The sequence below is a fragment of the uncultured Fibrella sp. genome (assembly GCF_964250085.1).
In the GTDB taxonomy this organism is placed as follows: domain Bacteria; phylum Bacteroidota; class Bacteroidia; order Cytophagales; family Spirosomataceae; genus Fibrella.
Map to the genome: position 1 here is coordinate 1,032,644 of NZ_CAXUEC010000001.1, position 17,994 is coordinate 1,050,637.

13 protein-coding genes are annotated in these 17,994 nt (G+C 53.2%); 11 read left to right on the top strand and 2 right to left on the bottom strand.

Annotated features, from left to right (window positions below):
* Positions 1-32 precede the first annotated feature (32 nt).
* The 9 genes from ACFE8Q_RS04120 to ACFE8Q_RS04160 all read left to right on the top strand — a co-directional run bounded on the left by ACFE8Q_RS04120 (position 33) and on the right by ACFE8Q_RS04160 (position 10,419).
* Positions 33-2,459, top strand: a complete 2,427-nt coding sequence (locus ACFE8Q_RS04120; RefSeq protein WP_375444088.1) for an ABC transporter permease — start codon at positions 33-35, stop codon at positions 2,457-2,459.
* A gap of 68 nt (positions 2,460-2,527) precedes the next feature.
* Positions 2,528-4,969: an ABC transporter permease gene (locus ACFE8Q_RS04125; protein WP_375444089.1), complete on the top strand. Its 2,442-nt coding sequence runs from the start codon at positions 2,528-2,530 to the stop codon at positions 4,967-4,969.
* A gap of 48 nt (positions 4,970-5,017) precedes the next feature.
* Complete coding sequence (locus tag ACFE8Q_RS04130) at positions 5,018-7,456, top strand: ABC transporter permease (RefSeq protein WP_375444090.1); 2,439 nt, start codon at positions 5,018-5,020, stop codon at positions 7,454-7,456.
* Positions 7,457-7,467: 11 nt separating this feature from the next.
* Entirely contained in the window at positions 7,468-7,833 is a 366-nt protein-coding gene (locus ACFE8Q_RS04135; protein WP_375444091.1) for a hypothetical protein, read from the top strand.
* 11 nt (positions 7,834-7,844) lie between these two features.
* The gene (locus ACFE8Q_RS04140; RefSeq protein WP_375444092.1) at positions 7,845-8,438 is read left to right on the top strand and encodes a hypothetical protein; all 594 of its coding nucleotides are present in this window, start codon (positions 7,845-7,847) and stop codon (positions 8,436-8,438) included.
* Positions 8,439-8,561: 123 nt separating this feature from the next.
* The gene (locus tag ACFE8Q_RS04145; RefSeq protein ID WP_375444093.1) at positions 8,562-8,855 is read left to right on the top strand and encodes a hypothetical protein; all 294 of its coding nucleotides are present in this window, start codon (positions 8,562-8,564) and stop codon (positions 8,853-8,855) included.
* A 77-nt stretch (positions 8,856-8,932) separates the two neighbouring features.
* Positions 8,933-9,511 carry a Crp/Fnr family transcriptional regulator gene (locus ACFE8Q_RS04150; protein WP_375444094.1) on the top strand — a complete coding sequence of 193 codons (579 nt, stop codon included), beginning with the start codon at positions 8,933-8,935 and terminating at the stop codon, positions 9,509-9,511.
* A 57-nt stretch (positions 9,512-9,568) separates the two neighbouring features.
* Entirely contained in the window at positions 9,569-10,057 is a 489-nt protein-coding gene (locus ACFE8Q_RS04155; RefSeq protein ID WP_375444095.1) for an SRPBCC family protein, read from the top strand.
* Positions 10,054-10,419 carry a hypothetical protein gene (locus ACFE8Q_RS04160; RefSeq protein WP_375444096.1) on the top strand — a complete coding sequence of 122 codons (366 nt, stop codon included), beginning with the start codon at positions 10,054-10,056 and terminating at the stop codon, positions 10,417-10,419. The genes ACFE8Q_RS04155 and ACFE8Q_RS04160 overlap by 4 nt, the downstream gene beginning before the upstream one ends.
* Before the next feature lie 29 nt (positions 10,420-10,448).
* Here the strand turns inward: ACFE8Q_RS04160 and ACFE8Q_RS04165 are convergent, their stop codons facing one another.
* Together ACFE8Q_RS04165 and ACFE8Q_RS04170 are read right to left on the bottom strand one after the other, a co-directional pair.
* A complete protein-coding gene (locus tag ACFE8Q_RS04165) occupies positions 10,449-11,849 on the bottom strand; it encodes a tetratricopeptide repeat protein (protein WP_375444097.1) in 1,401 nt (466 codons plus the stop codon).
* A gap of 20 nt (positions 11,850-11,869) precedes the next feature.
* The gene (locus ACFE8Q_RS04170; protein WP_375444098.1) at positions 11,870-12,679 is read right to left on the bottom strand and encodes an OstA-like protein; all 810 of its coding nucleotides are present in this window, start codon (positions 12,677-12,679) and stop codon (positions 11,870-11,872) included.
* Between the two features lie 311 nt (positions 12,680-12,990).
* Between ACFE8Q_RS04170 and ACFE8Q_RS04175 the strand changes: the two genes are divergently transcribed.
* On the top strand, positions 12,991-15,456 hold the full coding sequence (locus tag ACFE8Q_RS04175) for an ABC transporter permease (RefSeq protein ID WP_375444099.1): 2,466 nt from the start codon (positions 12,991-12,993) through the stop codon (positions 15,454-15,456).
* An 85-nt stretch (positions 15,457-15,541) separates the two neighbouring features.
* Positions 15,542-17,923, top strand: a complete 2,382-nt coding sequence (locus ACFE8Q_RS04180; protein WP_375444100.1) for an ABC transporter permease — start codon at positions 15,542-15,544, stop codon at positions 17,921-17,923.
* Positions 17,924-17,994 lie beyond the last annotated feature (71 nt).

Here is a 17,994-nt window from a genome sequence, read left to right on the forward strand (position 1 = left end):
CACCCCAAGGCTGGAGCCTTGGACGACTGTATATGCTAACGAACTACCTAAAAATCGCCTTCCGCACACTCTGGCGCAGCCGGGGATACGCCACCATCAACGTGTTAGGCCTTGGTGTGGCGTTTTGTATCACCGTCTTCCTGTTGCTGACGGCTTATCTGCACCTGACGTACGACTCATTTCATAAAGATGGCGACCGGATATTCCAGACCTACCAGTTCGCCAACGACCCCGAAAGCCCGATAAGGAATGGCTCGATGCCGCTGCCACTGACTACGGCGCTCAAGGCCGATTTTCCCGACGTACAGGCTGCCCGCATTGTAGCGGGGCGCAAGAGCCTGGTAGAGGTAAACGGCCGGTACTTCGATAAACTGATCAACTTCACCGACCCCGATTTTCTGAACATCTTCTCGTTTCCATTGCTTGCCGGAAACCGGGAAACGGCTCTGCGTGAGTTAAGTAACGTCATCATCAGCGAAAATATGGCGACCGATTTGTTCGGAACGACAAACGCAGTTGGTAAACAACTTAAAATCGGCAGCCTTGGCAGTCAGAAAGACTATGTTGTGGTTGGGGTGATGAAAGACGTACCTGACAATTCCTCGATCCATTTTGATGCGCTGGTTCGGATCGAAAACTCGCTGATGTACCAACAGGGCAAAGACAACTGGACGGATAACTCTCATTCCGTGTTTATCAAGCTGCCGGAGCAGGTCGATCAGGCCGCTTTTGAAGGTCGGCTAAAACCGTTTACCCAGAAATACTTTCAGAATCAGATCGATGGGCTGAAAAAGAAAAAGGCCCAGCCCGATGCACGCGGTGATGTGTTCGCCCTGCGGTTGCAGAAACTCGCTAACGTGCATTTCAACCGGGAGATGAGCGATAGCAAGGGCACACCCGTTGCCATTATCTATGTGCTGTTGGGAATGGCCTTTTTCATCCTGGCCATTGCCTGCATCAACTTCATCAACCTCAGCATTGCCCGGTCGTTTACCCGGGCGCGCGAGGTGGGCGTTCGTAAATCGCTGGGGGCACTGAAAAGTAGTTTATTCGTTCAAATCTGGAGCGAATCAGGCCTGGTCTGCGTCATTGGCTTTCTGTTCGGTGTTTTACTGACGTACCTGCTGATGCCTGCATTTAATGCTCAATTTGGTGCTAAGCTCAACGTGGATTATATGCTTCAGCCGGGCTTTATTGGCCTTGTTCTGTTTATCGTTCTGCTCGTTACACTGATTGCGGGTGGGTATCCGGCCTGGCAAATGGCGAAGTTCAATACGATCGAGGTACTGAAAGGCAAGGTGTCGACCAGGCGGCCCGGTGTGCTGCGCAACGCGCTCATCGTGACCCAGTTTGCGCTATCCTGCTTGCTGGTTTGCTGCACCGTCATTGCGTTTCAGCAGGTTGGCTATCTGCGGCAGGGGCCGATCGGTTTTGATAAAGAGCAGGTAATCAGCATTCCGGTAGGTACGCAGGTGAATGGCCGACAGGTATTACAGCGGCTCCGCAACAAGCTGGCCAATGACCCGACGGTACTGGCCATTACGGGAACGGATGTGAACCTGGGTAAAGGCAAAGACCGGGTCAGCTCCAGAAGCACAGTGGGTTATACGTTTAAGGGCAGAGACATCACGAGCGACCTGTTGCTGGTTGATTTCGATTACCTGAAAACCTTGAAAATCAAGCCTGTGGCCGGCCGTGATTTCGACCGTGCCTACGCCAGCGATTCAACTAACCGGGTCATTGTCACGGCGAGTATGGCGAAGATGATGGGCGTGGCCAATCCTGTAGGTACGTTGCTGGGCGATGATGGCGACACAACAGGGACCAAATCGCAGGTCATTGGTGTAATTCCCGATTTCAGGCTCTACTCCCTCTCCGACAAAGCGAATCCTATCACATTACACATATCGAATACCGAGACTATCCGCTATGTGTTTGTACGGCTGGCGCCACAAAGCCTGGCCGGGTCGATGGAAAGGCTGAAAACAGTGTGGACAGAAGTGGCTCCACAAGCAGAGTTCATGGGGTCGTTCCTGGATAAAAACGTGGATGAGTGGTACGAGAATGAAGCCCAGCTTTCGCAGGTATTGAGCCTGGCGTCGGGCGTAGCTATTCTGCTGTCGTGCATTGGTTTGTTTGCCATTGCGCTGCTGATGATTGAGCAGCGAACGAAGGAAATCGGTATTCGGAAAGTGATGGGAGCCAGCATTCCCGGTATTGTGCTGCTACTCTCCCGCGATTTTGTGAAGCTGGTCCTCATTGCCCTGCTCATTGCCGTGCCGCTGGCGTGGTTTGGGATGCAGCAATGGCTGGCCAACTATTCACACCGCATCGACGTCAGCCCCTGGGTGTTCGTCGTGGTCGGCCTGTCGGCCATCGCCATTGCCCTGGCAACGGTGAGTTTTCAAAGTATCAAAGCCGCGTTGATGAACCCGGTGAAGAGTTTACGATCTGAATAGGGCATAGGGCCAAGGGTAAAAGCCCCGCTACCCAACCCCCGCGCCCCTGCCTCAAATCCCTGGTTCTTATGCTCACGAACTATTTTACAACTGCTCTCCGCGCACTGAAACGCAACTGGAATTACACGGTTATCAACATCGTTGGGTTGTCCTTTGCGTTGGCATGCTGTCTACTGCTCTTTCTTGCCATTCGCTACGAACTGAGCTACGACCGGCACCATGCAAACGCCGACCGGACATATCGGCTCATTACACGCTACACAAAATCGGAAGGCGAGGGGCGAAACGTGGGCTTACCCTTGCCAGCGATCGCTGCCTTGCGCAACGATTTTCCAGAGATGAAGGAGCAGGTAACGATGGTTTACGGACTATACGATGCATTGGTGCGGGTTCGCGATCGGAAAGCCGGCAAATTCCAGGAAATGGACGGAGTTGTTGCGTTTGTTGATCCGGCCTATTTCAACATTTTCGATTACCGGTGGAAAAATGGAAACGCCAGCACTGCAATGGCCAACCCAAATTCGGTAGTGCTCTCAGAGAAGATGGCGCGCAAATATTTTGGCGATGCCGAGCCGATGGGTAAGACAATCCGGATCGAGAATAAACTGGACTTTACCGTAACCGGCATTGTGTACGATCCGCCCGTAACCAGTAGTGTACCATTTGGAGTGATGCTGTCTTTTGCGTCACTGAAGCCGTTTAGGGCCGACCCAAATCGACCCGACGATGGCTGGACCGACTGGGGGTCGACTTATAGTGGAGCGCAGGTCTACATGGCGCTGCCCCCGTCTGTAACCCAGGCGCAGATGGAACGGCAGTTCATATCATTCATACGTAAATACATAAAGCCCAAAGACGTAAAGAACCTGCTATATGAACTCCAGCCCCTGACGTCTATTCACTTTGATACCCGCACGGAAAACTCGGCGGGGCGCACCGTGAGCCGACAGATGATTTGGGCAATGGCGCTCATTGGCCTGTTCATTCTGATTACGGCCTGTGTCAACTTTATCAACCTGGCCACGGCCCAGGCCATTCGGCGGGCAAAGGAGGTGGGCGTCCGGAAAGTGCTGGGGAGCTCACGTCTACAACTGGTGCAGCAGTTTCTGGGCGAAACCGGGCTGATGACCGCGCTTGCCATTCTGTTCGCTTTTCTGCTGGCCTCGTCGGCGTTGCCCTATGTGGCTGACTTGCTGGATATTAACGCTGCTTCGCTCACACTGTTCGACCCGGGCGTAGTTGGGTTTGTACTGGTGCTGGCGCTGATTACAACAGTGCTGGCTGGATTTTATCCGGCAATGGTGTTATCGGGCTACCAGCCAGTGGTGGCCTTACGCGGCAAAATACGCCTGGTGGGACGCAGTCAGCTCTCCCTTCGGCGCAGCCTGATTGTGTTTCAGTTTGCCATTTCGCAGATGCTCCTCATTGGCACCATCATCGCTTATAGTCAGATGACCTATTTCCGGTCAGCCGATCTGGGTTATGACAAAGAGGCAGTACTGACCATCGATATTCCCGAGAATAAACCGGGTCAGTTGGAGGCATTGAAGGCCAAGCTCATTGGGCAGCCAGTTATAAAGTCGATGAGCTACGGCATTTCTATCCCATCGTCGGATGGTAACTGGTGGACAGGCTTCGCCTTCGAAAACGCCGACAAAGAGGCTGACTTTGGCGCGGTGATGCGCTTTGCCGACACGTCATACATCAGTACCTATGGCCTGAAGCTGATTGCGGGCCGGATGTATCAGCCGGGCGACACCACACGGGAGTTGATCGTGAACGAATCGTTTGCCAGGAAACTGGGATTCCGTGATCCTGCTCAGGTCATCGGAAAATACGTGGCTCTGGGCGGGCTGGGCAATCCGAAGAAACCGATCGTTGGCGTAGTAAGGGATTTTAACACGTTTTCGCTCCATCAGGAAACCAACCCTACTGTCCTTTCGACTCGTTACGACGCCTACCATTTGCTGGGTATCAAACTCTCCACGCAACAGGGCGGTACAGAAGCCATTAGTCGGCTAATTGGTGACGTTGAAACGGCCTGGAATGACACTTTCCCTGATTTTGTGTTCCACTACGAATTCCTCGATCAGCGGCTTGCCGACTTCTACAAAGGCGAAGAACGCATGTATACGCTATTCCGACTGCTGGCGGGCATCGCCATTTTTATTGGCTGTCTGGGACTTTATGGGGTGGTAGCGTTCATGGCCGAAGCGCGAACAAAAGAGGTGGGCGTTCGGAAGGTACTGGGTGCGTCGACGGCCCATATTTTCGGTCTGTTCTCCATCGATTTTGTGCGGCTGGTACTAATCGCGCTGGTCATTGCATCGCCCGTTGCCTGGTATGTGATGAAAAACTGGCTGGCTGACTTTCCTTACAAAATTGATATTTCGTGGTGGATGTTCGCCCTCGCAGGTACGTTGGCCGTGGCGATTGCGCTCGTCACAATCAGTTTTCAAAGCGTGAAAGCTGCGTTGATGAATCCGGTGAAGAGTCTACGATCAGAATAAAAGGCTTGGGGCTTAGAAAATGCTCCGCGCCCTAAACCCTTTACTCTTATGCTAACGAACTACATCAAAATCGCCTGGCGAAGCCTGAATAACCAACGCGGGTTCACCTTTATCAACATTGTTGGCCTGGCTCTCGGCATCGCCTGCTGCCTGCTCATTTCGCTGTATGTGCTGGACGAACTGAGCTACGACCGCTTCAATGAAAAAGCGGACCGGATTTACCGGGTCAATTCCGACATCAAGTTCGGTGGAAACGATATGCACTATGCGGTAGCTCCCGACCCGATGGGGCCAACCCTCAAGGCTAATTACCCGCAGGTGGAGGCGTACACGCGGCTGCATTACCGCGGCAACTGGCTGGTGAAACGGGCTGGCAGCACAGCCAATACCCGTGAGAACGACATTATTTTCGCCGATTCTACGCTGTTCGACGTGTTTACGCTACCGCTCGTAGCTGGAGCCGACCCCGGAAAGGCACTGGCAATACCGAACTCGGTCGTTATCAGTGAATCGGCCGCCCGGCGCTATTTCGGGGCTGGCAATGCGGTGGGGCAAACACTGATTTTCAACAACAAAGATGCTTATACGGTCACGGCGGTCATGCGCGATATGCCCACAAACAGCCACTTTCGTACCGACTTTTTCCTGGCGATGCGTAACGATGACTACCCGTGGGGGCAGTGGTTCAGTGTTAACCATCATACCTACATCGTCCTGAAACCCGGCACCGACGCAACCGCTTTTGCCCGGAACTTCGATCAGGTCATCGAAACATATGCAGGGCCACAGATACATCAGATTCTGGGCAGCAGCCTGGATCAGTTCAGGAAAGCGGGGAACAGCCTGCGGTTCTGGTTGCTGCCCCTTACCGATATTCATCTGCGCTCGAAACAGACCATCGAACTGGCGCCCAACGGCGACATTCAGTACGTTTATATTTTCTCGGCGGTAGCCCTGTTTATCCTGCTTATTGCCTGTATTAACTTCATGAATCTGGCTACGGCCCGTTCGGCTAAACGGGCCAAAGAAGTGGGCGTTCGGAAGGTGCTGGGCTCAGAACGGAGCCAGTTGATCGGGCAGTTTATGGCCGAATCGATCCTGACGGCCGTGCTGGCCCTGCTGCTGGCGTTAACGCTGGTGGCGCTGATTATGCCGCTTTTCAACAGTATTACGGCCAAGGCGTTAACCATCAATAGCCTGCTGACACCGTCCCGGCTGTTTGCTATTTTGTTGCTGCCAGTGGGCGTAGGCTTGCTGGCGGGCAGCTATCCGGCGCTGTTCCTCTCGTCGTTCCGGCCCATTAGCGTGCTGAAAGGGGCGGTGATCAGCCGTGGCACTGGCCTGAAAGCTGTTAGCCTGCGCAGTGGGCTGGTTGTATTTCAGTTTATGATGTCGGTGTTGTTGATCGTAGGTACGTTGGTCGTGTACCGGCAGCTCCACTTTATCCAGACCACAAAAGTGGGCTTCGACCGGGAGCGGGTGTTGACCATTCAGGATGTGTACGGGCTGGGCAAACAGGCCGAGGCGTTTAAGCAGGATGTGCTGCGCCTGCCCGGCGTGACCACAGGTACGTTGTCGAGCTACCTGCCGACGCCGTCGAACCGGGATGATACCAGCTTTTTTCCCGAAGGAAAAACAGACCTGTCGAAAGGGATGAGCATGCAGATATGGGGTGTCGATTATGACTATATGGCCACGCTGGGCATGAGCCTCACAAAGGGCCGCAACTTCTCGCGCTCTTTCGGAACCGACTCGACCGGCATCATTCTGAATGAAGCCGCCGTGAAAATTCTCGGGGTAAAAAACCCCATTGGCATGCACATTTCCCGATTCAACGACTCTGAAAACAAAACCCGCAAAACGTATACGGTTATCGGCGTGATCAAAAACTTTCATTTCGAGTCACTTCGGCGAAACATTGGTGCGCTGTCACTAGTGCTTAGTCCGCAGAGCGGTGCAGTATCATTCCGAATCAGCCAGGCTAACGTACCTGCGTTACTCCGTCAGATTGAAGCAAAATGGAAGCAGTTTGCACCGGGGCAACCGTTCAACTATTCGTTTTTGCAGGATAGTTTCGACCAGATGTACCGGGCCGAACAGCGCGTTGGAACGGTGATTCTGCTGTTCTCGGTGCTGGCCATTCTGATTGCCTGCCTTGGTTTATTTGGCCTTGCCGCTTTCATGGCCGAACAACGAACCAAAGAGATTGGCGTTCGTAAGGTGTTGGGTGCCAGTACACATAGTATTGTTGGGTTGCTTTCCAAAGATTTTCTGAAGCTGGTACTGATTGCCATCGTGATTGCTTCGCCGCTGGCCTGGTATGCCATGACTAGCTGGCTGGCCGATTTTGCCTACAAAGTCGACATTGAGTGGTGGGTCTTCGCGCTGGCAGGTGCGCTGGCTGTTGGTATTGCGCTGCTTACAATAAGTTTTCAGTCCGTAAAAGCAGCGTTAATGAATCCTGTGACGTCGTTACGGTCAGAATAAACAAACGAATTATGAAATACGTCCTCATTGGCCTTTTGCTCTGCCTCAGCGTAGTGGCTATGGCCCAAAACGCGCCTACATCGCTTCGGAAACGGATTTCTGATGATGAAAAAACGCTTTCCATCCAGATAGACGGAATGCAGCATGGAAAACCGGTTCACATCGACCAGTCGTTTGATGTGGCGGGCATGAATCAGTTGCAAAAAGAATGGTTGACGTTACAGACGTTTCAATCGCAGAACGTACCCGTGTCGGTTACCGAAGTGCCGTGGTTGATTTTATTAGTACTTGGCGTGCTCAGTCTGGTGATAACGCTACTTATTATTATTTACCAAACACAGCGCGCTTCGCAGCTAAGTGCGGTTAAGGGGTTTTAGATCAACCGACTATGAAAACAGCATTCACACTTCTAGCCCTACTGGCAGGTACGTTGGCTATGGCCCAACAAACAAGCTACCGGAACGTAAATACGTCGATCAACGACAACGGTAAAGATGAACTGTCTATTCAGATCCAGGCCGACCGGACTGATGGTGACCAACTACGGTACAACCGTACCTTCAACGTAGCCGGGATGACTAAAGCGCAGAAAGATGCCTTGAAAAAGCACGTGCTCGACTCGCTCGGCCTCAGTAGCACGCCCGCACCGCAAGTGACGCTCACGCCGCCAGTGCCTCCTGTGCCGCCAGTTGGCGCGGTGACGGCTGGCATACCTGCACCGCCTGTTCCGCCAGCGGGTCTGGAAACGGTTCGGCTCGTTTGCCCGTCCTGCACCAACAAGATGAAACTCGAAATTTCAGGTACAGGCTACGCGTACTCCCGCTCATCCAGTTCAGATAAAGAGAAGGCATCGTTTTTTCCGATCGATCTACCGCTCGAACCCGGCGACTATAAGTTGAAATACTGGCAGAATGGCGTGCTACAAATGCAAACGCCTTTCACCGTCAAGGCCGGCGAGAAGAACGTGATTGCTGTGAAATGAATGGGGCTTAGGGCTGGGGAATGGGGTTTGCTCGCGCGAAAGCAAACCCCATTCCCCAGCCCTAAGCCCCTGGCCCTTTGTAACCCTATAAACTCCTTACAGACTGACTAAACCTTTACGATCATGGCGCACATCGCTATTCCCATCCCAAACATTCCTGGCAAGCAGGATATCGAGATTGAAGTAACCATCAACGGGCAGAAACAAGCCCTGCATTACCGCGTTGAGTTGTTCTATTGGAGCGACTGTACCGTGCCGACGTTCGATCGGGTCGAGTGTATTCAGCAATTGTTATCGAACTACGATCAGGACTGGGCGCTTTACTACATTGGCGCGCCTACCGATGAGTTTGTGCCCATCACCTTCGTGCGGAAGGAAGATTTGATCAAGCAGCGCCGTCTTCGGCAACTGGCGTAACCGCTACCCTATCTGTTTGTAGTTTTGGTGGGAAGACGTACCTATTTTTAGGCTTCGTTATTCAACCAAAACTACGCATGCATCCCTTTCGAGCATTCATCAACCGGTTTATTCCCCTCACCGACGCCGATTGGCAGCATATTGAACCCTGTCTGATCCGGCGGGTTGTAAAACGGGATGAACTGATTCTGGAAGAGGGTAACGTATGCCGTCATCTCTACTTTCTGGAGCAGGGTCTGCTCCGCTTTTTTATCTGGAAAGACGGGAATGACATTAATAAATTTTTTGTAGACATTCCCTACACGTTCACCTCGCAACGGAGCTTCACAGCCCAGGAACCAGCCCGGGAAAGCATTGAGGCACTGGAAGAGAGCATAGTATGGCAAATGACCCACCGTGATGCCTATGCCCTGCTGACCATCGACGTCTGGGGCACCTTTGTTCGAAGCCTGATTCAGGAAGTGCAGGCAATGACGGAAGAAATTCTGGAAGAACTACAGACCACTACAGCCGAAGATCGCTACCGCCTGCTGCTCGACGCCAACGCGTCGATTGTGCAGCGTGTTCCACTTCGGCACCTGGCAACGTACCTGGGAATTGCTCCCCAATCGCTGAGTCGAATACGAAAAAAGCTGGCTACCACCCGCCGAATTTAACAAAGGTGAAGTGTGGCCGACTGGCCGATGGTGAGTTTTGCAAAAAGAGAAATCGCTATGCAACACACACTCATCATCGGGCTAAGTATCTGGGCACTGACCGCGCCGGTCGACGCGCCTGCCCAACAGTCGAACACCCATTTCAGCCATAGTGTCGAAACAGCCGCCAGGCCAGAGCGAATCTGGCAGATCTGGACCGACGTGCCCAACTGGAAAAAGTGGGACAAAGGACTAAAAGCCGCCGAATTGAACGGCCCGTTTGCCACAGGTACAACCGGCAAACTGACCCCCGACAAAGGCCCATCGTCACGATTCGACCTGGTAGAAGTAGCACCGGGGCAGTCGTACACATTCAGAACCAAACTGCCGCTAGGGTCGCTGTATGTGAGGCGGGTATTGAGCCAGCAGAATAACCGCACGGTATTTACCCATGAGGTCTGGTTCAAAGGGCTCACAAAGGGTATCTTCGGTAAGGTCCTCGGCAAAAACTACCGGCAGATATTGCCCGAAGTGATGGCCAACATCAAGACTATCGCGGAGCAATGAAAGCCATTTACATCGCCAACATTCTCGTGGCTGGCTGGATCAGCATCACGAGCCTGTTCTGGCCCCAAACAGCGTTGAAAACCGTTTTTAGCAACAACTTCGCTTATTCTGAGTCTATTCGGCTGGTGGGCGCATTGTGGATGGCCATCTTTATTTTGTCAATTCTCGGCCTCTTCTACCCGCAGCGGATGAGTATAGTGCTTCTGTTTCAGTTGATTTACAAATCGCTGTGGTTGTTGTTTGCTGCCCTGCCAGCTCAGCTAAACCACCAGCCTTACCCAAAAAGCATGGCGGTGTTTTTTATCGGTTGGGTGGCGATACTTCCTTTCGTTATACCCTGGTCGACCCTGTTTTCGGATTGACCACCAAGTGTGTTGGCTATGCCCACATGCTACCGGGTATAGAGCGATCCTTTGGCAATCGTTGACTCGTATTCGTAGTTGATCGTTTCCAGGAACTTGCCCGTTACCCAGCCAATATCGGCATCGCGGATGAAGACGAACCGTTTGGCTCCTCCCTTGCTGTTGTAGCCGTTGACGGTGGCTTCCAGCAGCAGGACACCGGCGATCAACTGTTTCTGATTTAGTTGGTTCTGAATCTGGCCTATCTCACGAGCAGCTTTATCACGCGTGGCAGGATCGGCGATCTCGTTCAGGTTGGGCTTGGTCAGGGCGGAAAAGTCGTTCAGGGCCAGGTTCTTGAACTGCTCAATATCGGCCCGGCTAATAGCAACGGCCGTGGTCATAGCTTTTTCGGGATGCAGGTACGTTACCAGCGCCTGGGCAATGGCTCCACCTACGCCAACCGTCTGGCGCTGCTGAATACCAGGCAATTGCGGGGTGAGGCTGGCATCGGGCAACGCCTTGACAACCCGTTGCGCTTCGCGTTTGAAGGCGTCGATAGTCATCGTCCGTTTCGGGTCAATCTGATCGGTCAGCGTGTTGATACCAATCGGAAAATTGACGTAATGAAACTTCTTGTTGGTATCGAAATAACCGCCCATGACGCTACTGCCGCCAATATTGAGGGCCGAGGTCGACGGCCACACTTTACGCGGAATAGCCCCAATCGTGAACAGTTCAGCTTCCCGGCCTACGCTGATCGTGGTGTCGATGCGGAGGTTTGTGCCGCTGGGCAATAGGGCAGCCAACTGGTCGTAGAGCCGGTTTTTGTCGATCGGTTTGCCGTTCCGAACATCGCTGCTGAATACGATGAATACCCGCTCGTTGGGGATGTTATACCGCCGGATCGAATCCAGGCACTCTTTCAGCGCGACCCGTCCTTTCTGGAGCGAATTAGACGCGTCGGCCACCAGCGTGACGTCGGGAATATCAATCACCGACCGGATATCTTTTTCGTAAAAATCGCTTTCGTACTGCGTCTTGAAAATGGCCAGTTTAATGTCTGATGCCCCAATCTGAATGCCCGCATACAGGTTCTTGCCCGAAATATTTCGGATTACCTCATTGACGCCCCACGCGCTGGCCACGTACCTGAGCTTGGCGTACTGCGAGCGGGCTTGTTCCAGGTAGCGGAGTGCCGTGGTTGGGTCGTTCAAATCGTTGTAGGAAAGACCCAGTAACTCATTCGTGATCGCATGCCAGTAGAGACTATTTTTCGTGGCAGGCAAAGCGCGTTTCAACAACGAGATCGACTCGTCGGACTTATCGACTTCACGGAGCGTGATCGCTAACTTGACATATTGAATTGCCTGCGTAAGTGACTGGGCTTTCTGCGCGAATCCCGTTGATAAACAGCCAATAAAGAGCAATGAAAAGAGTAGGTGTTTCATGTTGATATGGGTTGTAGAAACTAAAAAGCTCGTTTTTTTCGGTTGAGAAGGTGTTCCAGATCGCTCTCGTCTGGCGGCCGTTCGCTGGAAACAGTAGCCGTCTGAATCGGGGCTTGCGATAGACGTACCTGCCGTTTATACATAACTGCGGATTCTGATTTTGTTGGCATATTGTTCGGCTGTGGGCTCATAGTCAATCGAATAGGTCTATTGCTTTCGCGTAGCTGTGTGGTCATACGCGGTGTAGCTGCTTCAGTGATTGGCATCTGGTCAGGTACGTTGCTATGCAGCGGATCAGTAGTGGCTTTACTGGCAGCGACCAACTGGTTGGTGCGAACGTCGTAAAGACCATTGATAAGGGTCTGAACAATACGGCCATCCGCAAAACGTCCCTTGCCTTTATACTGGGTTATACCGGTTCGCAGGTTGTAATCAAGCTGGGTAGTCGCCAGCACCGACCGGCCGTTCTGCAACACGACGTGCCCGGTCAGAATCGCCTGTTGGCTGGCTCCATCATAGAATAGCGAATCGCTTTTCACCGTGAGCGAATCATTTTGAACGAGCAATACATGACCGCCCGCGCCGACACTGTTCGTTGCCAGCTCGTGAACGGCCCGATCACAAAAGAGCAGCACCGTCTGGTGGCGCAGCCTTACGTAGCCTTTGTACTGGCGAACGCCCGGTGACGATGATGAGATAGCTACCTGCTTGCCGGGCTGTATATCCAGCGTAATAAGGTCAGAGGAACTGGGCAAGCGTGTGGATTGGTATTGCGCCGACGCGGCAATTGGCAAGAAGGTCAAAACAAAGAGAAGCGATGGGTTACGCATATCAATTGATGCCCAGGAAGCACCATGATCCAGGTTTCGTTGATGAGTTGAACATTGACATACTCGAATACCGGGTACTTAGATGTATGTATCTGACTAAAAATTCTAGTTGTATACGCTTCTTTTTTAAGTCTTAACTAGCATGGCTACGAGTCGGGCCGAACACCCACCGACAACTGATCGTACTGATTCGGACGGGCTATTGTCCGAAACTGGACAGAAGCTTGTCGGGAATGATCGTCCATCGTCTGCAAACGCACTTTTTTTGCCGTGGCATGACCCTTGACCAGCCTTATGGAAACCCCTTCGTTATGTTCCGTTCTTACCTAACGCTTGCCCTTCGTCAGCTATGGCGAAACCGGCTATACACGAGCCTCAACGTACTTGGTCTGGCCATTGGGCTGAGTGCCTGCTGGGTTATTTTCCAGATCGTCAGCTTCGAGTTTAGCTTCGACCGGAACCACCCCAACGGCGACCGGCTGTATCGGGTGGTGAGTCGGCTTGAGATAGATGGACAGGAGATAGGCCACTCTGGCGTACCTAAACCATTGGCCGGTGCCATTCAGACCAAAGTTGCCGGGGTTGACCTGACGGTGCCCTTACAAAAACTGTATGAGCCAACCATTGAGGTAGCTCCTGCGGTATCGACCGCAAAGCCGGTTCGTTTCGAGGCGGCTACCTACGTCTGTCGCACCATCCCCGCCTATTTCAAGCTCGTACCCTACACCTGGCTGGCCGGCGATCCGGCCAATGCCCTGGCCGAACCGGGGAAAGTGGTGCTAACGGAAAGCCGGATGCAGCATTATTTTCCGCGGCTGACACCGCAACAGGCCATTGGCCAGCAACTCACCTACTACGGTTTCAATGATACCACCCGAACGGTGGTGGCAGGCGTAATTGCCGACCTGACGTACCCAACTGATTTCGACGGAAAGGAATTTATTTCGTTAGTTGGTGATAAGAGCTACGTGGACCCTGAAGAATGGGGGAGTATCAACTCCGATACCTGGTTATACGTGCTGTTGCAGCCCAACACCAGTCCGGCGCGTCTCAACGAACAGGTTACCCGGCTGACCCGGGCAAACGCGGCCCCGCAGTTTCGGAAGTGGGGCGTCAGCGACATGAACCAGAAAGTGGTCTTTCAGCCGTTGGCCGACGTTCATTTCAACCCCGACTATCAGGGGCGGGCCGACAAGAAAAGGCTGCTCAGTCTGGTGGGTCTGGCCTTGTTTGTGCTCACACTGGCGGTGGTCAACTACGTGAATCTGAGCACAGCGCAGATACCACAACGGGCCCGCGAGATTGGAGTACGCAAAGCACTTGGCAGTGGCCGGGGCACATTGATCATGCAGTTTCTGGGCGAGACCACCCTGGTTACGGTGCTGGCGTTGCTTGTAGCCTGGCCGCTATCGGGGCTATTTATGCAGTCATTCCAGGACCTGATTCCAGAAGGCACCACCAACTACCTGAACACGGGTCGTCTTGCCTTATTTTTGGTTGCTTTGCTTGTTGTTGTCAGTGCCTTGTCTGGAACGTACCCAGCCTGGCTCATTACCAACTTGCAGGCCGTGAACGTACTCAGGACAGGCAAAGGCACTGTCCTGTCGGGCCGAATGGGCGTGCGGATAACACTTCGTAAAAGCCTGATTGTTTTCCAATTCATCATCGCACAGGTATTTATTGTTGGAGCCATCATTGTGGGGCAGCAAATCAGGTTTGCCTTTACCAAAGAACTGGGCTTCAGCAAAGAGGCTGTGGTGCTGGTAAGAGCGCCGATGAAGTATGTCTGGAATGAAACCTCACCATTGCGTAAACGGCATTTCGCCCTCCGCGACACGTACCGGCAGCTTCCTGGTGTGGCTTCGGTAAGCCTTGGCGATGCCCCGCTAACAGGCTCGTATTCGACCGGTGAGGCTCGGATCAAAGGCAAAAAAGGGCAGGAAATTCTGGCTTCTATCCAGCGTAAACACATTGATACAACCTGGCTGGATCTTTACGCGATGAAACTGCTGGCGGGGCGCAAGCTGTACCCGTCCGATACCGCCCGTGAGTGGATTGTGAATGAAACGGCTCTGAAAACGTTTGAGCTGGGTACCCCGGAAGAGGCCATCGGTAAAGTGCTGTACGAAGGCAAGAAGGCTTATCCGGTGGTGGGCGTGGTGAAAGACTTTAGCACACTGGGCATTTCGCGCAAGATTAACCCGGTGGCCCTGATGACCGAAACCCGGACCAACAACACACTCAATATCAAACTTGCCTCGGCCAACCCCGCCGACTGGTCAGGTACGTTGGCCACGATGGAACAGGCCTGGAAAAAAGCGTATCCAGATGATGCATTCAAGTATGAATTTTACGACGACTCGATGCGGCACCTGTATCGGGAAGAGCAAACCCTGGCACGCATTGTCAACCTGGCTACGCTGGTCTCCGTCCTGATCTCGTGTCTTGGCCTGTTCGGTCTGGCAACACTCACGGCTTTTCAGCGCACCAAAGAGATCGGCGTTCGAAAAGTGCTGGGCGCGAGCGTGGCCAGTGTGGTTGCCTTGCTCAGCCGTGAGTTTGTGATGCTGGTGGGTATTGCCATCGTCATCGCTACGCCACTGGCAGGCTGGGGCATGAAGCAATGGCTTAGCAACTATGCGTACCGAATTGACCTGTCGTGGTGGCTTTTTGCCGGTGCCGCCTCTCTTGCGCTGGTCATAGCATTAGCCACCGTTGCTTTCCAGAGCATCCGCGCGGCCATCGCCAATCCGGTCGATAGCTTGCGGAGTGAGTGATCTTATAGCACCGACGCTCCAGCTTCGGTAAAGTAGAACTAGTTCACCACCGAAGCTGGAGCGTCGGTGCCACAGGTCACAGAATATGCTACGTACCTACTTCCTCCTTGCTTTGCGCCAACTGGGGCGTAACCGGCTGTATTCGGCCCTCAACATTGGTGGATTAGCTGTTGGGCTGGCCGTCAGTGCTTATATCGGGCTCTATGTCTGGCATGAGTTCCATTATGATCGGTTCCACCCGCTGGCCGAACGTACCTACCGGGCACTGTCTGTCTCAGATTACGACGGGCAGGAGATGACCATGGCCAACATGCATGAGTCGTTTGGTCGGGAAGCGAAACGCCAATTGCCCGAAGTAGAACAGGTGGTGCGCCTGTCGGAAGGGATGGGGCCTGTTTGGGTGCAGGCCGATGCTGACCACAAGCAAAAACCTAACAATGTAGGCTTTGCCGATCCGTCGTTGCTAACCGTCATGGGTTTCCAGTTAGCCGAAGGTGATCCCCGAACAGCCCTGACCGAGCCGGGGAAGATTGTGTTAGCAAAACCACTGGCCGAAAAGCTGTTTGGCAGTCAAAACCCCGTCGGCAAGACAATTACTTACGACAAAAACTACCCGCTAACCGTCAGTGGCGTGTTTGCTGACTTGCCAACAAACACTATTTTCCGGTTCGACGCACTGGTGTCGCTGGCTTCGGTGCCTACGTTGGGGTCGCGGAAGAAAGAGAGCTGGGCGTATGCTGGTTTTCTGGACACGTACCTGGTGCTACGTCCCGGAACGGATGTGGCTAAAACGGCCGCAAAGCTAAAGGCGGTGAATAAGGGCGTGAAGTTTATGGATGCGAAAGCCACATTTCTGCTCGAAGCTCTTCCCGATCTTCACTTGCACAGCCACTCGGTTACAGCCGGTACGCGTCAGAACCTGTACATTTTCCTGGGTATCGCGCTATTGATCTTGGCGTTAGCGACAACCAACTACGTCAGCCTGACTACTGCCCGTGCTACGCAGCGTGCCCGCGAAGTGGGCGTTCGGAAAGCCATCGGCGGACAACGCCGCGAGCTGGTCGTACAATTCTACACCGAATCCTTTCTGACCACTACCCTTGCCGTTGGCTTAGGCCTGGGCCTGTTGGCTGTACTCTTTCCGTGGATAAACCAACTGCTGGGCATTCGTATGGACGGTCGCGTTTTCGATGACGTCAGTTATTGGCTGTTGCTTACCGGCCTCTGGATTGCCTGTTCGTTGCTAGCCGGTAGTTATCCTGCCTTTTTACTATCAGGTTTCCGGCCGCAGGAGGTCCTAAAAAGTTCGGTGTCGGGCGGCAGGCATGGGGCGGGTATGCGCCGCGTATTGACCACGGGTCAGTTTGCGGCGTCGGCTGGTTTGCTTATGTGCAGCCTGATTTTCTATGCGCAGATGCGCTTCCTGCGTACCAAAAATATTGGCCTCAACCGCGCTCAGGTGGTCTCCATTGCTATCGATAAAGAGATGGCGCCACAGTACGCAGGCTTCCGTGATGCGGTGCGCCAATGGGCTGGTGCCAATCAGGTGGCAGCTACCAATACCCGCTTGTTTACGCCGTTTGTATCAACGTATTTTTTGACCGTGAAAAAGACTAAAAAGCAGTCGATGGTCAACGTACTGACGGTTGATAAATCGTTTTTCAAGACGCTCGGCATTGGCTGGAAATTGCCGCCCGTTGGTTGGGCCACCAAACCCATTACGCAGGAGATACAGGTGTACAATCAGCAGGCAATGAAGGAAGCCGCCGAGACGGTTCGGGTAGTGCCTCATCCCGACCCGTTTGGCTTTAATAATCAGGGTTTGCAGGGCATCACTGCGAATTTTAACCTATTCAGCCTACAGCGCGAACAGTCGCCGATGATGCTTTCAGTGGTGAGTGATACCAGCCGGGCCGTGGTAGAAAGCGGAGGGTATCTGCTGGTGAAACTGAATCCAAAGCAGGACGTACCTGTGGCCTTGGGACAGTTGAAGCTCCTGTACGAACAGGCCAACCCACCCGCCCCTTTCGATTATTACTTTCTCGACGATGCCTACAATAAACTGTACGAAAAGGAGCAGCAACTGGCTATACTGGTCAACGGCTTCACGATACTGACCCTGCTTGTCGCCTGCCTCGGCCTGCTGGGCTTAATGACTTTCACGGTGGAAGCCCGCACCAAAGAGATCGGCATCCGAAAAGTGCTGGGCGCGAGCGTGACTGGTATTGTCGGGCTACTCAGTTGTGAGCTGGTAGCCTTGGTCACCGTCGCCGTCCTGATTGCCAGTCCGCTGGCCTGGTGGGCGATGAATAACTGGCTGGCCGATTTTGCCTACCACATCACCATCGAATGGTGGGTATTCGTGGTTGCGGGCGTTGGTGCTATGCTCGTTGCTTTGTTAACGATCAGTGTCCAGAGTATCCGCGCCGCCGTAGCTAACCCAATCGAGAGTTTACGGAGCGAGTAATGGGAGTGAATGGATGAGGTGATGCAGGCTAAATTTGCCTCTTGTTAGCCGCTATAGATGTCAAAACCGAT

Excerpts from the sequence above, each read along its gene's own strand:
- ACFE8Q_RS04170 (WP_375444098.1), bottom strand. The coding sequence starts at position 12,679 with ATGCGTAACCCATCGCTTCTCTTTGTTTTGACCTTCTTGCCAATTGCC.
- ACFE8Q_RS04180 (WP_375444100.1), top strand. The coding sequence starts at position 15,542 with ATGCTACGTACCTACTTCCTCCTTGCTTTGCGCCAACTGGGGCGTAAC.
- ACFE8Q_RS04145 (WP_375444093.1), top strand. The coding sequence starts at position 8,562 with ATGGCGCACATCGCTATTCCCATCCCAAACATTCCTGGCAAGCAGGAT.
- ACFE8Q_RS04125 (WP_375444089.1), top strand. The coding sequence starts at position 2,528 with ATGCTCACGAACTATTTTACAACTGCTCTCCGCGCACTGAAACGCAAC.
- ACFE8Q_RS04130 (WP_375444090.1), top strand. The coding sequence starts at position 5,018 with ATGCTAACGAACTACATCAAAATCGCCTGGCGAAGCCTGAATAACCAA.
- ACFE8Q_RS04120 (WP_375444088.1), top strand. The coding sequence starts at position 33 with ATGCTAACGAACTACCTAAAAATCGCCTTCCGCACACTCTGGCGCAGC.
- ACFE8Q_RS04140 (WP_375444092.1), top strand. The coding sequence starts at position 7,845 with ATGAAAACAGCATTCACACTTCTAGCCCTACTGGCAGGTACGTTGGCT.
- ACFE8Q_RS04175 (WP_375444099.1), top strand. The coding sequence starts at position 12,991 with ATGTTCCGTTCTTACCTAACGCTTGCCCTTCGTCAGCTATGGCGAAAC.
- ACFE8Q_RS04165 (WP_375444097.1), bottom strand. The coding sequence starts at position 11,849 with ATGAAACACCTACTCTTTTCATTGCTCTTTATTGGCTGTTTATCAACG.
- ACFE8Q_RS04155 (WP_375444095.1), top strand. The coding sequence starts at position 9,569 with ATGCAACACACACTCATCATCGGGCTAAGTATCTGGGCACTGACCGCG.
- ACFE8Q_RS04135 (WP_375444091.1), top strand. The coding sequence starts at position 7,468 with ATGAAATACGTCCTCATTGGCCTTTTGCTCTGCCTCAGCGTAGTGGCT.
- ACFE8Q_RS04150 (WP_375444094.1), top strand. The coding sequence starts at position 8,933 with ATGCATCCCTTTCGAGCATTCATCAACCGGTTTATTCCCCTCACCGAC.
- ACFE8Q_RS04160 (WP_375444096.1), top strand. The coding sequence starts at position 10,054 with ATGAAAGCCATTTACATCGCCAACATTCTCGTGGCTGGCTGGATCAGC.